Source organism: Pseudomonas sp. SDO5271_S396, assembly GCF_054071795.1.
Genome location: NZ_JBSVWB010000076.1, coordinates 1 through 17,231, shown reverse-complemented (window position 1 = coordinate 17,231; position 17,231 = coordinate 1). Strand labels below are relative to the sequence as shown.

The window sequence follows — 17,231 nt, the reverse complement described above, 5'->3', positions numbered from 1 at the left end:
ATGGCGCGTGGCGGCGGCCCCCCGAATTTCCGTCGGATTACGGGTACACCGAGCCTGAGCGAGGTGCCGAGTGTTGGGGCAAGAGCGTTTTGGTTACTTTTGCGCTTTTCAAAAGTGACCCGCCGTAAGGGCGGAACCCTAGGTAGCCGTTACCCAAAAAACGGATATGCACTCCAACAATCAGGACCTACAACATGAGCCTGCTGCCCTACGCCTGGGCCAAATCCCAACGTATCCTCCTGCGCCCCAGCGACCAGGGCACGCTGCTGACCATATGCCCCTCGACCCCCGGCTGGTCCATCAGCGAAGTCCACCGCCAGTTCGGCCCATCTCCCATCGAACAGGTACGTGACGACGAACTCGACGGCCTGCTCACCAGCGCCTACGCCGACACCGGCAGCGCCGCCGCCGTGGTGGGCGCCGCCGAAAACGAAGTCGACCTCGACCGCCTCATGCAAGACATGCCCGAAGTCACCGACCTGCTCGACACCCAGGACGGCGCCCCGGTCATCCGCATGATCAACGCCTTGCTCACCCAGGCCGCCCGCGACGAAGCCAGCGACATCCACATCGAACCCTACGAAACCCACTCCGTGGTGCGCTACCGCGTCGACGGCACCCTGCGGGACGTGGTCTCGCCACGCAAAGCCCTGCACGGCGCGCTGGTGTCGCGGATCAAGATCATGGCGCAACTGGACATCGCCGAAAAACGCTTGCCCCAGGATGGTCGTATTGCCTTGCGTGTGGCCGGACGCCCCATCGACATTCGGGTGTCCACGGTACCCACCGGCCATGGCGAGCGCGTCGTCATGCGCCTGCTGGACAAACAGGCCGGGCGCCTGCAACTGGAGACCCTGGGCATGGAGCCGCAATTGCTCGCGCGGCTCGACACCCTGATTCGCCAACCCCACGGCATCGTGCTGGTGACCGGCCCCACCGGCAGCGGCAAGACCACCAGCCTCTACGCTGCGCTGGCACGGCTGGATGCCAGCACCAGCAACATCCTCACCGTGGAAGACCCGGTGGAATACGACCTGCCGGGCATCAGCCAGATCCAGGTCAACGCCAAGATCGACATGACCTTCGGCCTGGCCTTGCGTGCGATCCTGCGTCAGGACCCGGACATCATCATGATCGGTGAAATCCGTGACCTGGAGACCGCACAAATCGCGGTGCAGGCTTCGCTCACCGGTCACCTGGTACTGGCGACCCTGCACACCAACGACGCGGTGTCGGCGGTCAACCGGCTGATCGACATGGGCGTCGAACCGTTCCTGCTGGCCTCGTCATTGCTCGGCGTATTGGCCCAGCGCCTGGTCCGGCGCCTGTGTCCGCACTGCAAGCAGGAGGACCCGGCCGCGCCCGGCACCTGGCGCCCGGTGGGCTGTGCCCGGTGCAATCAGGTGGGCTACAGCGGGCGTACCGGTATCCATGAACTGTTTTGCGTCGACGATGACGTGCGCAGCCTGATCCATCAGGGCGCCGGCGAGCAGGACCTGCGCCTGGCCGCGCGTCGCGCCGGCATGTTCAGCATGCGCGAGGACGGTGAGCGCTGGGTGCGCAGCGGCGCCACGGCGCCCGAAGAAATCCTGCGTGTGACACGGGACGCCTGATGAATCGCTACCGCTTTGAGGCCGCCGATGCCACCGGCAGGATCGAGACCGGGCACGTCGAAGCCGACAGCCAGAGTGCGGCGTTCGCCAACCTGCGCGGGCGTGGCTTGACCGCCTTGCGCGTGCAGCTCGAAGGCAGTCAGCAGGCCACGACGGGCAGCAGCCTGTTCACCCCCAGGCTGTCGGACAACGACCTGGCCTGGGCCACACGGCAATTGGCAAGCCTGCTGGGCGCCAGCCTGCCTTTGGAAGCGGCACTGAGTGCCACGGTGGAGCAGGCCGAGAAAAAACACATCGCCCAGACCCTGAGCGCAGTACGCACTGATGTGCGGGGGGGCATGCGCCTGGCGGATGCGCTGGCGATGCGCCCGCGGGATTTTCCGTCGATCTACCGCGCCTTGATCGCCGCCGGGGAGGAGTCCGGTGACCTGGCTCAGGTGATGGAGCGTTTGGCCGACTACATCGAGGAGCGCAACAGTCTGCGCGGCAAGATCCTCACGGCGTTCATTTACCCGGGCGTGGTGGGGCTGGTGTCCATCGGCATTGTGATTTTCCTGCTGAGCTATGTGGTGCCCCAGGTGGTCAGCGCGTTTTCCCAGGCGCGCCAGGATTTGCCGGGGCTGACCCTGGCGATGCTCAACGCCAGTGACTTCATCCGCGCCTGGGGCTGGCTGTGTTTTGCCGCTATCGTCGGCAGTTTCTGGGGCTGGCGCCTGTACCTGCGCAATCCCGTGGCGCGCTTGAACTGGCACAGCCGTGTGCTGCGCCTGCCCCTGATCGGGCGCTTTGTGCTGGGGCTGAACACCGCGCGATTCGCCTCGACCCTGGCGATTCTCGGCGGTGCCGGCGTGCCCTTGCTGCGCGCCCTGGAAGCGGCGCGGCAAACCTTGTCCAACGACCGCCTCAGCCAGTGCGTCAACGAGGCCACCGCCAAGGTGCGTGAAGGGGTCAACCTGGCGCCGGCGCTGGCGCTGGAAAAAGTCTTTCCGCCGGTGCTGATCCACCTGATCGCCAGCGGCGAAAAAACCGGTTCGCTGCCGCCGATGCTGGAGCGCGCGGCGCAAACCCTGTCCAAGGACATCGAACGTCGCGCCATGGGCATGACGGCCTTGCTCGAACCCTTGATGATCGTGGTGATGGGCGCCGTGGTGCTGGTGATCGTCATGGCGGTGCTGTTGCCGATTATCGAGATCAACCAGCTCGTCACCTGAACTCACGCAGTCAAAATGTGGGAGCGGGCTTGCTCGCGAATACGGTGACCGATCGTTCCCACGCTCTGCGTGGAAACGCATCCTGTGACGCTTTGCGTCACGACTTCAAAGACGGACGCAGAGCGTCCAGGGCGGTATTCCCACGCGGAGCGTGGGAACAATCAATGTGTGTGGGCTTGCTCCCACAGAAGGACAGCGGATTTCAGTATCCCGTCCAACCTCGGGTTCTCCATTCCGTCATATTCAACGGTCGATACGGCCTCCAGCCAGGGTCGCTGAAACCTCGCTGTCACCTGCCTCCAAATCGCTCAAAACGATGACCGAAACACCCGAGAATCTTTTTAAAAATCAAGGCGTTTCTCCCGAGGTTTTTTCCCACAGCTGTCATCGGAAACTGCGAATTTCTCTCCCATGGTTTTCACCCCTGGCCACCCCCGGTAGCCGGCTCGGGACCGAAGCCATGGCGTCATGCAAGAGCCATCCAACCCAAACGTACAAACACGACGAAAGGAGCTTCTTCATGTTTAAGCGCAACGTTCTCGCGGTATCCATGACCCTCGCTGCACTGTGCTCGGCCCAGGCTGCAATGGCTGACATCAACGGCGGCGGCGCCACTCTGCCACAAGCGCTGTACCAGACCTCCGGCGTACTGACCACCGGTTTTGCCCAGTACATCGGCGTGGGCAGCGGCAACGGCAAGGCTGCCTTCCTGAACAACGACTACACCAAGTTCGTGGCCGGCGTGACCAACAAGAATGTGCACTGGGCCGGTAGCGACTCGAAGCTGACCCCCACTGAGTTGTCGACCTACGCCACCGCCAAGCAGCCAACCTTTGGCAAGCTGATCCAGGTGCCGTCGGTGGGTACTGCCGTTGCCATCCCGTTCAACAAGAGCGGCGCTGATGCCGTCGACCTGAGCGTCAACGAGCTGTGCGGTGTGTTCTCGGGCCGTATCGTTGACTGGAGCGGTATCTCCGGTTCTGGCCGTACCGGCGCGATCAAAGTGGTTTATCGCAGCGAAAGCAGCGGCACCACCGAGCTGTTCACCCGTTTCCTCAACGCCAAGTGTGCTGAAACCGGTACCTTCAACGTCACCACTACCTTCGGCTCCAGCTACACCGGTGGTCTGCCTGCCGGCGCCGTATCTGCCACTGGCAGCCAAGGCGTGATGACTGCCCTGGCCGGTGCCGACGGCGGTATCACTTACATGAGCCCGGACTTCGCCGCGCCAACCCTGGCCGGCCTGGACGACGCTACCAAGGTCGCTCGCGTAGGCAAGGATGTCGCCGCCAACGTCCAGGGCGTGTCGCCTGCCGCTGCCAACGTATCGGCTGCGATCAACGCCGTTCCGCTGCCTGCCGCTGCCGACCGTGGCAACCCGGACGCCTGGGTACCGGTATTCGGTAAACCCAACACTGCCGGTGTCGTGCCTTACCCAACGTCGGGCTACCCGATCCTGGGCTTCACCAACCTGATCTTCAGCCAGTGCTACGCCGACGCTACCCAGACCACCCAGGTGCGTGACTTCTTCGCCAAGCACTACGGCGCCACCGCCAACAACGACGCCGCTATCGAAGCCAACGCGTTCGTACCGCTGCCAGCCAACTGGAAAGCCGCCGTACGCGCCAGCTTCGTGACCGCCAGCAACGCCCTGAGCATCGGTAACACCAACGTCTGCAACGGTATCGGTCGTCCGCTGTAACCCTCGCTTCAACGACCTGCAACACCGGATCAGCAACGGCCTGCGCCGTTGCTGATTTTTTGCGTTGGCCCGGTTTTCAACCCCGTTACCAGGGCTTTATGAACTTTGCATGACAGAAGTTCAGTCGCGCCCCTCGCCAACCGCCTAACCCTCATACGTGAGCCGGTCGTGCCTGAGGCACCCGCACGAAAACAACGAAGGAAGATGCCCGATGGTCCGCTGCAAACCCACGGTTCACCGCAACGCCCACTCCGTGTTGCGCCTCAAGCCCCTGGCCCATGCCATTGCCTTGTTGATGGTGGCGGGCAACGCCCATGCGGCTTCCGCGTTCAGTTCCGGCTGGTTCGCGTCCAAGGGCGCCTCCCAGGCGGCGACGGCGGCACGTACCGGTGCGGGGCAGGTGCCGGGGGTTCCGTCGTTGAACCAGCAGGCGCGGGTCAACCAGCAGTTGTCGCGGTCCATCAGCACGCTGAACGCCAGTGTCGCGGCGATTGCCGCCCAGCAGGCGGCGCAGGCGGCAGGGCGCCAGGCGGCGCTTGGCCAGGTCTCGAACATTCCCGACGGTCTGGGCAAGGGCGGCCTGCAGGTCGACAACAGCCTGACCCAGGGCTGGACCAACGCCAAGGGTCCGGTCCAGACCCAGTCCGGCGGCAAGACCACCGTGACCATCGAGCAGACCGCCGACAAGGCGATCCTCAATTGGGAGACCTTCAACGTCGGGCGCAACACCACCGTCGATTTCCAGCAGCAGTCCAACTGGGCGCTGCTCAACCGCGTCAACGACCCCGATGCACGGCCCAGCGAGATCCAGGGCCAGATCAAGGGCGCCGGCACGGTGATGATCATGAACCGCAACGGTGTGATCTTCAGCGGCACCAGCCAGGTCAACGTGCGTAACCTGGTGGCCGCCGCCGCGACCATCACCGATGACCAGTTCACCCAGCGCGGTTTGTACGTGGATGCCACCGGCAGCCAGCCGACCTTCACCGATGCGGTGGGCAAGGTCGAGGTGCAGCGGGGCGCGCTGATCCAGACCCACAACCCCGCCACTTCCACCGATGCCGGCGGTTATGCCTTGCTGCTGGGCGCGGAAGTGGAAAACGCCGGCACCATCATTACCGCCAAGGGCCAGACCACCCTGGCCGCCGGCGACAGTTTCTATATTCGCAAAGGCGTCAGCACCACCGGCAACGACCGCTCCACCACCCGGGGCAACGAGGTCGCCACCAGCCTCAAGGCCGGCAGCACTGCCGGCAAGGTCACCAACAGCGGGCTGATCATGGCCTCTACCGGCGACATCACCCTGACCGGGCATCAGGTGCAGCAGAACGGCGTGGCCCTGGCCAGCACCTCGGTGGATACACGCGGCACGATCCACCTGCTCAATTCCGCCACCGACACCACCGGCAGCGTGACGCTGGGCGAGGGCAGCACCACCGCGATCCTGCTGGACAGCAGCGGCAGCACCGCCCTCAACAGCCAGAAAGACAATGGCCTGATCAAGCTCGACGGCACGCCCGCCAACCAGATCACCGGCCAGTTCAACAACCTCAGTGCGGTGGTCGACCGTACTGATCAATCGCGCATCGAAATCGTCAGCGGCGGCACCGTGGATTTCCAGAAGGGCTCGATCACCCTGGCCACCGGTGGCCAGGTCGCGGTCAGTGCCGGGCAACGCAGCCTGGTGCGCGATGGGGCGAAGATCGATGTGTCGGGTGCGGTCGGCGTCAAGGTGTCGATGGAATCCAACAACATCAAGATCAACGTCCAGGGCAACGAACAGCGCGATGCGCCGGTCAACCGTGACGGCGGGCAACTGATCAACAACGATGTGTGGGTCGACCTGCGTGAGCTGGTGTTCGTGCCGGCCGGCACCAATGGCTATGCCACCGACCGCTGGTACACCGCCGGCGGTTTGCTGGAGGTGGGCGGCTACCTTGGCACCCAGGGCCATTCGGTGGGCGAGTGGATGGCCCAGGGCGGCACCGTGACCTTTACCGGCAAAGAGGTGGTGACCCAACAGGGCGCGCAGATCAACCTGTCGGGCGGTACCGTGGACGTGCAGGCCGGGTATATCCAGCAAACCTGGCTCAAGGGGCCCGACGGTCGCCTGTACGAGTTGTCCAAGGCCCCCGGCGACATTCTGTATTCCGGTTTCTACAAGGGCTTTGAAGACACCAGCGCGCGCTGGGGCCAGACCGCGTATTACTACAACCCGTTGATCGCCCCGCAGCGCCGCTACGAGGCCGGTTATACCGTGGGACGCGATGCCGGCAAGTTGGTGATCGGCACCACCAGCGCCGTGCTCGAAGGCCAGGTGATCAGCGATGTGTTCCAGGGAGAGCGCCAGACCCAGGCACCGAACATCAACCTCGACGGCTACCAGCAATCCCAGAAGGCCAGGGCCCAGCGCGCGCAATTGATCATTGGCCAATACATCCCGATCTACAACAAGACCACTGGCACGCTGCGTTACGCCCTGGGCGCCAGCACCGATGAGGTGCTGATCGACAGCAATACCCAGAAAATCGCCGACGGCCTCGACTTGACCACGGCATTGCCGGCTGATCGCCAGGGCAAGATGGTGCTCGACAGCGGTTCGCTCAATGGCCTGGAACTGGGTGCGATCAAGGTCGGTGCCAAGCAGCAGATCACCGTCAACGGCGCGCTCAAGGTGGCCGATGGCGGCGACATCACGCTGTTCGGTCCTGGTGTCGCGATCAATGCCAACCTGACGGCCCATGGCGGCAGCATCAACGCGGGCAACATCCTCAACCAGGTCAACCTCAATTCGGGCAACACCGTCGGCGATGTGATCCTGCCGGGCAGCGGGCGGGTCGATGTGGCTGCCGGGGTCAAGCTCGATACCACCGGGCGCTGGACCAACCTGTTGCTGGACCCGAACAACCGCGACGGCGTGGCGTATGTGAACGGCGGCAAGGTTTCGCTGCGCAGCACCGGCAACGTGAACCTCGCCGCCGGCAGCGTGGTGGATGCGTCTTCCGGCGCCACCCTCGGCCTGGATGGCAAACTCAGCGGCGGCAAGGGCGGCGACGTGACCCTGGGCGCACTCGGTGCCCTGGGTCTCAACGGCGAGGTGCGTGGCTATGGCGTCAACGGTGGCGGCACCCTGGCCTTGCAGGCACGCAAGGTACAGATCGGCGACAGCGCCACGGCGCCCGCTGCCGACACCTTGCAGCTGGCCGGTGACTTCTTTGACAAGGGCTTCTCGGCCTATGACATCACCGGCAACGAAGGACTGCTGGTCACCGACGGCACGCGGGTCGACGTCACCACGCCGGTCCTGCGCGGGGGCGACCAGACCTCGGCCACCCCCAGCGGCAGCGACCCGGCCATGGCCCTGGAACGCTGGACGCCGGCGCTGTACCAGGAGGATGCGACCAAGGGCGTGCTGACCCAGCGCCGTGGCGCCAGCCTGACTCTGACGGCCGGGCGACCGGAGTCCACCGCAGCCGAATTGGCGACCACGGCCCTGACAGTAGGCCAGGGCGCGGTGATCAATGTCGACCCGGGCCAGGGCATCAACCTGCGTAGCGTTGGCCAGTTGACCCTGAATGGCACCCTCAACGCCTGGGGGGGCAACGTGAGCCTGAGCGGTCTGACGGCGATCGGCTCCGAGGCGGCCAACGCCGCCGGCCATGGCCGTTCGATCTGGATCGGCGAGCAGGCGTTGATCGACGTGGCGGCCCGCGCTGTCAGCGCCGTGGACAACCGTGGACGTCTTTACGGCCAGGTGCGCAATGGCGGCAAGATCAGCATCGGAGGCGACATCGACCTGGCCACCGGCATTGCCAAGGCCGGCGACCTGTTCGTGGTGGTGCGCGAAGGCGCGCGCCTGGACGCTTCCGGCACCCAGGCCAGCCTGGATGTGCCGGGCCAGGGCCGCGTGCAGGTGGCCAGCAATGGCGGCAGCATCAGCCTGGCGTCCAACAACGGCCTGTACCTGGATGGCAGCGTTGTCGCCCGGGCCGGCGGGGCCGGTGCCGCCGGCGGCAGCCTGTCGCTGGCGCTGGAGACCCCTTACTACCTGAAGTCCGCCGTCACCGACCGCGTGCTCAACGTGCGCGAGCTGGTGGTCAGCCAGACCCATCAAGGCAGCGCCTTGCCGGGTACGCCCGATGCGGCCGCCGCGAGCCTGGAATACGGCCATGGCCGCCTTGGCGTGGACCAGGTGCGTGCCGGCGGTTTCGACAACCTGGCCTTGCTCAGCAATGGCTTGTTGAGTTTCGACGGCGACGTGTCGCTGAACATGGGCCAGAGCCTGCGCCTATACAGCGGCGCCCTGGGCCTGAGCGAAAACGCCCCGGCCCGGTCGCGCATCAACCTGTCGGCGCCTTACCTGCTGCTGGCGGGCATCCTCGCGCCGCTGGACCCGAGCAAAGACCAATACCTGCACCCGGTGCTGGCCTCCAACCTGTCGCAACGGGCCAGCCAGGCGGTATTCAACGCCAGCGGTAACCTGATCGACGTGCGCGGCAACGTGTTGTTCGGCAACCAGAGCGACCTGACGCGCAGTGATGCGAGCAAGGTGAGCGTCGACCGTCGTGGTTTCGATGACGTGCAACTGAACAGCCAGGGCGATCTGCGCTTCCTGGCCGGGGCCGGTGCGGATGTGATCGCTCAGGGCATCAGCACGCAATTGTTGACCCGGGGCGACCTGACCCTGCGCGCGGCGCAGCTGTACCCGACTACCGAAGTCGGTGCCCGGGTGCTGGCCGGTTACCTGAACAATGCAGCGGCTGACGGTTCGGGTTTCAACTTCGACCCGACCCGCACCCTGACCATCGCCCGCACCGGCAACAGCAACGCGGCGGTCCCCTATTCGGCGTTTGGCCGCCTGCAACTGGGTGGCCCGACCATCAAGCAGGGCGGGGTGGTGCGGGCGCCGCTGGGGCTGATCGAAATCGGTAACCTGGGTACCAGTCACGTCGAACTGTTGCCTGGCAGCCTGACGTCGGTCAGCGGCAAAGGCCTGGTGCTGCCCTATGGCGGCACGGTGGATGGCCAGGTCTACAAGTACAACGGCAAGACGGTGACGTTCCTGGGACAAGGCGCCATACCCAATGAGAACGGCAGCCTGAATGTCGGGATCGTGCTGGGTGGCAAGACCCTGAAGGTCATGCCCGATGCGACCGTGGACCTGTCCGGTGGCGGTGATCTGCTCGGGGCCGGGTTCATTTCCGGACGCGGCGGCTCCACGGATGCGCGTTACAACCCCTTGGTGCAATTCGGTGCCACTGGCGGCTTTGTGCTGCCGGGGCTGGGCACCAACCCGATCTACGCGATTGTGCCGGGTGCGCAACCTGGCTACGCACCGGTGGCGCCGGAAGGCGGCGCGGTCGATCCGCTGATTGGCCAGCAGATCACTATCGGTGCCGGCGTACCGGGCCTGGCGGCGGGGACCTACACCCTGATGCCGTCCACCTATGCCTTGATGCCGGGCGCCTTCCGTGTGGAAATCAACGGGCTGGCGGGTCTGGGCAGCGACGGTGTAACCCAGGCCCTGCGCAATGGCTCCTGGTCCACCGCCGGGCGCCTGTCCATCGCCAATACCGGCATCAGCAACAGCACGCTCAGCCAGGTGATCATCACCTCGGCCGATACCCTGCGCCGCTACTCCCAGTACAACGAAACCAGTTACGCCCAATTCGCCGTGGCCGATGCCGCACGGCTGGGCGTGCCCCGTGCCCTGCTGCCAGTGGACGCCAAGACCCTGCAACTGAACCTGCGCTCGGGGGCTGGCACGGATGCGTTTTCGTTCCAGGGCATCGGTCGCTTCGACGCCGCTGAAGGTGGCTACGGCGGCACCGTGGCCTTGACCAACGCGAGCCGTGGTGTCGACAAAGACATCGAAATTGTCGCGGCAGGCAAGGGCGCCACTGCCGGTTTCAGCGGCATCAGCGTGGAGGCCGACAGCCTCAATGCCCTGGGCGCCGCTCGCCTGTTGATCGGTGGCATGACCGTGGTGACCTATGGCCAGGGCGGCAACTACATCAACCTGACCAACGCGGCCTCAAGCTCCATCGTGCTGCGCAATGGCGCGACCCTGGCCGCGCCGGAAGTAATGCTGGCCACCACGTCCGGCAAAATTACCGTGGAACAAGGCGCATCGATCAACACCATTGGCCGTGGCAAGGCCGTTTATGACGCCCGCGACGGGTTTGTCTACAAACTGGCGAATGTGCTGGCAGTGTCCAACGGTTTGCTCAACATCGTCGCCTCGCCGTCCTCCACGGGCACCAGTGGCGGCATCGACCTGGGTGGCTGCGGCGCTGCGCCATGCAGTGGGCAGACCGCGTTGTATTCCGAAGGCAGCATCGTCGCGTTGACCGACAGTACCTTGCAGATGGGCGATGCGGTGCGCTACGGCACCCGCCACCTGAACCTCGGGGTATCGAGCATCAACGTCGGCAGCCCCGAAGCGCTGGCCGCCGCTGCCGCCGGCAATCGCCTGCCGGCGGGCCTGACCCTCAGCCAGCAGGTGCTGGAGCGCCTGCTGCGCGGCGACACCCAGTTCGGGGCGCCGGCGCTGGAAACCCTGCAACTCTCGGCACGGGACAGCTTCAACTTCTACGGCACCACCACCCTGGACACCTACGATGCCGTGACGGGCAAGTCGCTGCTGAGCAACCTGATGCTCTCCACCCCGGCGGTCTACGGCGCCGGCGGGATCGGTGACGTGGCGACCATCCACACCGCCAACCTGATCTGGCAGGGCGCCGTGGGCGCGCCAGGCGCCGTGGTGGGCGGCGGGGCCGGCACCGGCAGCGGGCGCCTGGACATCAACGCCGAGCGCATCGAGTTCGGCTATGGGGCGTTCGCCCAGCCCAGCACCACCCAGTCCTTCGACCGCCTGGCGCTGGGCTTTGCCAGCGTCAACCTCAACGCCAGCGAGCGCATCACCGCCAACCACAAGGGCAGCCTGTCGGTGTACCAGAGCCAGGGCGCCTACGATGCCGTCAAGGGTTTCGCCTACAGCGGCGGCAACCTGAATATCCTCACACCGTTGATGACCGGCGCAGCCGGCTCGGTCAACCGCATCACCGCCGGCGGCGCCATCGACGTGAGTGCGTCGGCGGGTCCGGTGGGCAAGGTCGATGGCATCGGCGCCGAGTTGTCCTTGCAGGGCGACAGTATTCGCCTGGCCAGTTCCGTGGTGTTGCCGAGCGGCAAGGTCACCCTGGGCGCCCGTGGTGACGTGGTGTTGACCGACGCGGCGTTGATCGATGTGGCCGGTCGCGCCGTGCCCTTCAACGACCTGACCAAATACAGCGCGGGCGGCGAAGTGCTGCTGGAAAGTCGCGCAGGCAACGTGCTGCAAGCCGCCGGCTCGACCATCGACCTGTCGGCTCGCTACAACCAGGCGGGCCGCTTGCGCGCGGTGGCCGTGGACGGCGCGGCGGGGCTGGTCGACCTGGCGGGCAAGATCGTCGCCGGCACCAACGGTTATTACGATGCCGGCGGCACCCTGGTGCCGTACCTGGCCGGCGCGGTGGAAATCCAGGCCCAGCGCCTGGGCACCAGCGGCACCCTGACCGAACAGTTCGCCGCCCTCAACCAGCGCCTCAATCAGGGCCAGGTGTTTGGCGCGCGCAGCTTCCAGCTCAAGCAGGGCGACTTGACCATCGGCAATGACGTCAAGGCCAATACCGTCAACGTCTCGGTGGACAACGGCAGCCTGCGCGTCACCGGTCGGGTGGACGCCAGCGGCGAGCGCGTGGGCGCGATCAACCTTGCCGCCAGGCAGGGCCTGACCCTGGACGGCAGCGCGGTACTCGACGCCCACGGCACGCAACTGCGGGTGGACAGCTACGGCAAGATCATCGACGCGCCCAACCGCGCCACGGTCGTGCTGAGTTCCGGCACCGGCCAACTGACCCTGGCCGATGGCGCGCACATCGACCTGCGCCACGGCACCGACGCCACCGGCAATGACGGGCGCAGCCGGGGCACCCTGGAATTGAACGCGCCGCGCATCGTCAACCCTGACGGCACCAGCAATGACATCGCCATCGATGCCAGTGGCCGCCTGACCATCGACGGTGCGCGCTCCATCGCCCTCAACGGGATGATCACCTACGACGACGCCCCCACCCGAACCGATGCCACGCCCAACGGACAGTCGTATCAGGCCATCGATCAGGCGTACCTGGATGCCAAGCATGCATTGAGTACCGCGTTCATCAACGCGGCCCTGAACAACAGCAACCTGCTGCAAAACAAACTCGCCGGTCTGAACAACGCCACCTACGGCGACACCTTCCACCTGCGCCCAGGTGTGGAGATCATCAGCAAGACCCCGGACGGTGACCTGGTGGTGCAAGGCGACCTGGATTTGTCGGGTTATCGCTACGCCAGCCTCAAGTCGACCCAAGCGCCCGAAGCCGGCAGCCTGACCCTGCGCGCCGGCGGCGACCTGAACATCTACGGCAGCATCAACGACGGCTTCGCGGCGCCACCGGAGACGGACGACGACAATGGCTGGGTACTGCGCGCCGGCATCGACTACACCGGCGGCACGGTGGTGGTGCCGGGCAGTGGCGTGACCCTGGCCGATGGCACGCTGTTTCCCAAGGGGACGACGCTTAATTTCGATGTGCAGACCAAGCCCCTGTCCCTGCCGGCGGGCACCCGCCTGCCGGTTGCGGCGACCCTCAGCCAGCCGCTGGTGCTGCCTGCCGGCACCGTGTTGGCGGCGGCGGTTCGGGATGCTTCGGGTAACGTGTTGTTCGCCGCCGGGACATTGTTGGCCGAGAGCCAGACGCTCGCCGCCGGCAGCATCCTGGATGCCGGCAGCCTGCTGAGCGGCAGAGCCAGCGTCAACGGCCTGACCTGGCCGAAGGGCGTGCCCTTGTTCAGTGACGTGACCCTGGCCGGCAGCAAGGTGCTGCCCCGTGGGGCGTTGTTGCCGGCGGGCACCGACGTGAAGTTGCCGGGTGGCGTGGAGTCGGTGCAACTGCGCGTCGCTGACGCTGGGCGCCAGGGCAAGAACTGGGCGATTGCGCCGATGCTGGAGGAGGGTTCGCAGTCGTGGTCGATTCGCCTGGTGGCGGGTGCCGACACCGGGGCGGCGGACAGTCGCCTGCTGCAACCGCATCCGGTGAGTGGCAACCTGCGCTTGGCCGACAGCCACTACGGCATGTACGGGCAAGCCGCCGTGGTCTGGACGGAACAAGGCTCGATCGACTGGTTCGTCGATGACAGCATGGCGGGCCAGCCGATCAACTTCGACGAGATCGGCTATCCCGAGTTGTGCAGCGATTTGCCTGATTACTGCTCCTCGGACGGTGATGCCTATTCCCTGGTGGCGGGCGGCAGCACCCGCTTCAGCGTGATTCGCACCGGCGCTGCCGACCTGGACCTGCTGGCCGCCGGCAACCTGAGCATGGAGTCGCTGTTCGGCGTGTACACCGCCGGCAGCTCGTCCACCGGCACCTCGGCCAACGACCCGTACAACCTGCGACGTGCCATCGGCAGCAACGGCAAGGTACTGGGCAACAAGGGCGGCAATGAAAAACTGGTGGATGGCGGCGCCGGGAGTCTTTATCGCGCCTGGTACCCGGAGGCGGGCGGTAACCTGCTGGTGAAGGCCGGCGGCAACCTGACCGGGAATATCACGGCCGAGGCGAGCAGTCGCACAGGGCGCCCGGTACCCAACGACCAGGGGCAGGACTCGGCCAATGTCGGCAACTGGTTGTGGCGGCAGGGCAATGGCTTGAGCGGGGCTCAGGCACAAGCCACTGCGTGGTGGATCAACTTTGGCACCTATGTGCCTGGCATGACCCATGCCGGTGGCGCTGACCAGATGGTCGGGTTCACCGGCTTCGGCACCCTGGGCGGCGGCAATCTCAACGTGGACGTTGGCGGGGATGCGGGCATTCTCGACCCGGTCCCTACGGTAGCGCTGAACGTCGGCCGGCGCAGCCAGGGCCTGGTCCTGGCCGTGGGTGGAACGGGGCGGGTCGCCGCCGATGGCAGCGTGCAACTCACCGGCGGTGGCGACCTGAACTTGCGGGTCGGTGGCGCGCTGAACCCGGCCAGCCAGGTCGCCGTCGATCACCTCAACGGTGCCTTGGTGAACCTGCGCGGGCATGTGCAGATGACCGGTGGCGCGCTGGGCAGCCTGACCCTGCGTTATGGCAACCAGCTCAAGGACCAGAGCCCCAGCGAAGTACGCGCGTACGATCCACTGCGTTCCACTTCCGCCTTGGCGGCGGGAGGCATGAGCCTGTTGCCGGGTGATGCGACCTTCAGCCTGGCTACCCGGGGCGACCTGGTGTTGCAGGATGTCGCCGACCCGGGCCGTGCGCCGCAGATGAACGCCCTGGCCTATGTCAATGGCGGCGTCAACGGCATTGGCCAGAGCTGGTTCAGCCTATGGACCGACCACACGGCGGTGGACCTGTTCTCCGCCGGGGGCAACCTCACGCCGCTGACCCAGACCCTGGAAACCGATATGGCGGCGGTCTATCCCGCCACCTTGCGCGCCGTGGCCGCGAGCGGCAGCCTCTACTATGGGCGTGCATCCACGAGCAACCCCGAACGCCCGCAGCCACTCACCGCCCTGGTGCTCGCACCTTCGGCCAAGGGGCAACTGGAACTGCTCGCCGGCGATTCGATCTACGGCGGCGACCTGACCATCAGCCGCTCCAGCGCTACCCCGCAGAGCCTGGCGACGATCCTGCATCCGGCGTTCCTCGGCTTTCGCAGCGACTTCACTACCGTTAATGGCAGCGGCAACCTGTCCAGCGATGGCAGCATCGCGCGCTTCGGCTTGTCGCCGCTGTTCGCCTTTGGCCCCAACACGGCCAGCCTGGCCTGGGCCGAGGCCATGGAACCGGCGCGTTTCTATGCGCTCAGCGGCGACCTGCTGGGGGTCAACAGCGGACGGGCGATCAGCATCTATTCGCCGAACGATCCCCGGTTCGGGCAAACCTTCTACGAGGGCGGCGGCCCGGTATGGATGCAGGCCGGGCGCGATATCGTCAGCAGCGGCACGCGCTTGAGCGGCGCCACCGGCGGCGATGCGACCACCGGCGAATACACCTTCAGCGGCAACCTGTTCGTGCACACCACGCCGACTGATGTTTCGGTGGTCAGCGCGGGCCGCGACATCCTCTACAGCAGCTTCAACGTGGCCGGCCCCGGCACCCTGGAACTGACGGCGGGGCGCAATATCCAGATGGAAGACAAGGTTGGTATCACCAGCCTGGGCGCCGTGGCTGCGGGCGATATCCGCCCGGGGGCGAGCATCGTGCTGCAGGCAGGCGTGGGCCCTGACGGGCCGGATTACCGCCGTTTCGTCGAGGCGTACCTGAACCCTGCCAACCTGGCGCAACCGGGTGAGTCGATCCAGGGCAGCAAGGTCGCCAAGACCTATGAAAACGAATTGGTCGGCTGGCTCGCCGGGCGTTTCGGTTTTGTCGGCGACAGCGAACAGGCACGCGCTTACTACGCGGCGCTGCCCGCCGAACAGCAGCGGGTGTTCGCCCGCGAGGTGTACTTCGCCGAACTCAAGGCCGCGGGCCGCGAGTACACCCAGGAAGGCGGTGTGCGCCAGGGCAGTTACCTGCGTGGCCGGGCGGCCATTGCGGCGCTGTTCCCGAGCCACGACGTGGCCGGCAACCCGATCACCTACAAGGGCGACATCACGATGTTCGGCGGTGCCGGCGTGCACACCAACTTCGGCGGTTCGATCCAGATGCTCACACCGGGCGGCAGCCAGACCTTCGGCATCGAAGGCGCGGCGCCTCCGGCCACCGCCGGGGTGATCACCCAGGGCGCGGGGGATATCCAGTTGTATTCCCTGGGCAGCATCCTGCTGGGCCAGAGCCGCATCATGACCACCTTCGGCGGTTCGATCCTGGGTTGGACCAGCGAGGGCGACATCAACGCCGGGCGCGGGTCCAAGACTACCGTGGTGTATACGCCGCCCAGGCGTGTCTATGACAACTGGGGCAACGTGGGCCTGTCGCCGGCGGTGCCAAGCACCGGTGCGGGGATCGCCACGCTCAACCCGATCCCGGAAGTGCCGGCGGGGGACATCGACCTGATCGCGCCGCTGGGCACCATCGACGCGGGCGAGGCGGGGATCCGGGTGTCCGGCAACGTCAACATCGCGGCCTTGCGGGTGGTGAACGCAGCGAACATCCAGACCCAGGGCAAGTCGTCCGGGGTGCCGGTCACGGCGGCGGTCAATACCGGCGCCATGAGCTCGGCCAGCGCGGCGGGGGCGGCGGCGTCCCAGGCGGCCGAGGATGCGGCGCGCAGTCAGCAGGCGGCGGCCAGGCAAGGACGGCCGTCGATCATGACCGTGGAGGTGTTGAGCCTGGGCACTGAGCCGTTGCCGCAGGAACCCGGGGGGCAGCGGAAAACATCTGCGTACAACCCGGACAGCCCGGTGCAGGTGCTGGGGGCGGGGCCCCTGAATGAACAGGCGCGGGCGCGGTTGACGGACGAGGAGCGCAAGCAGATTAGTTTGTAGGGGGTTTGAAGGTCCTCTCGCTGCAGGTTTGGGGTGATCGGTGATTGCCCCGTTTTTTTTTGCTGTGGTTGATGGGGGACATATCCGTTATTTGGGGGATGGCTGATATTGGTTCCGCCCTTACGGCGGGTCACTTTGGAAAAGCCCCAAAGTAACCAAAGGGCTCTTGCCCCAACACTCGGCACCTCGCTGTGGCTCGG

General features: G+C 65.9%; 4 protein-coding genes. All 4 read left to right on the top strand.

Annotated elements, in window-relative coordinates; translation table 11 throughout:
* Window positions 1–194 precede the first annotated feature (194 nt).
* The 4 genes from gspE (at window position 195) to ACW9IN_RS28630 (ending at window position 17,031) form a co-directional block, all read left to right on the top strand.
* On the top strand, window positions 195–1,613 hold the full coding sequence (gene gspE, locus ACW9IN_RS28645) for a type II secretion system ATPase GspE (protein WP_457369006.1): 1,419 nt from the start codon (window positions 195–197) through the stop codon (window positions 1,611–1,613).
* Entirely contained in the window at window positions 1,613–2,824 is a 1,212-nt protein-coding gene (gene gspF, locus ACW9IN_RS28640; protein ID WP_457369005.1) for a type II secretion system inner membrane protein GspF, read from the top strand. Before gspE ends, gspF begins: the two co-directional genes overlap by 1 nt.
* Before the next feature lie 520 nt (window positions 2,825–3,344).
* Window positions 3,345–4,526, top strand: a complete 1,182-nt coding sequence (locus tag ACW9IN_RS28635) for a substrate-binding domain-containing protein (protein ID WP_457369004.1) — start codon at window positions 3,345–3,347, stop codon at window positions 4,524–4,526.
* Between the two features lie 211 nt (window positions 4,527–4,737).
* Window positions 4,738–17,031 (top strand): filamentous haemagglutinin family protein, encoded by a 12,294-nt coding sequence (locus ACW9IN_RS28630; RefSeq protein ID WP_457369003.1) that lies wholly within the window; start codon window positions 4,738–4,740, stop codon window positions 17,029–17,031.
* Window positions 17,032–17,231: the final 200 nt, after the last annotated feature.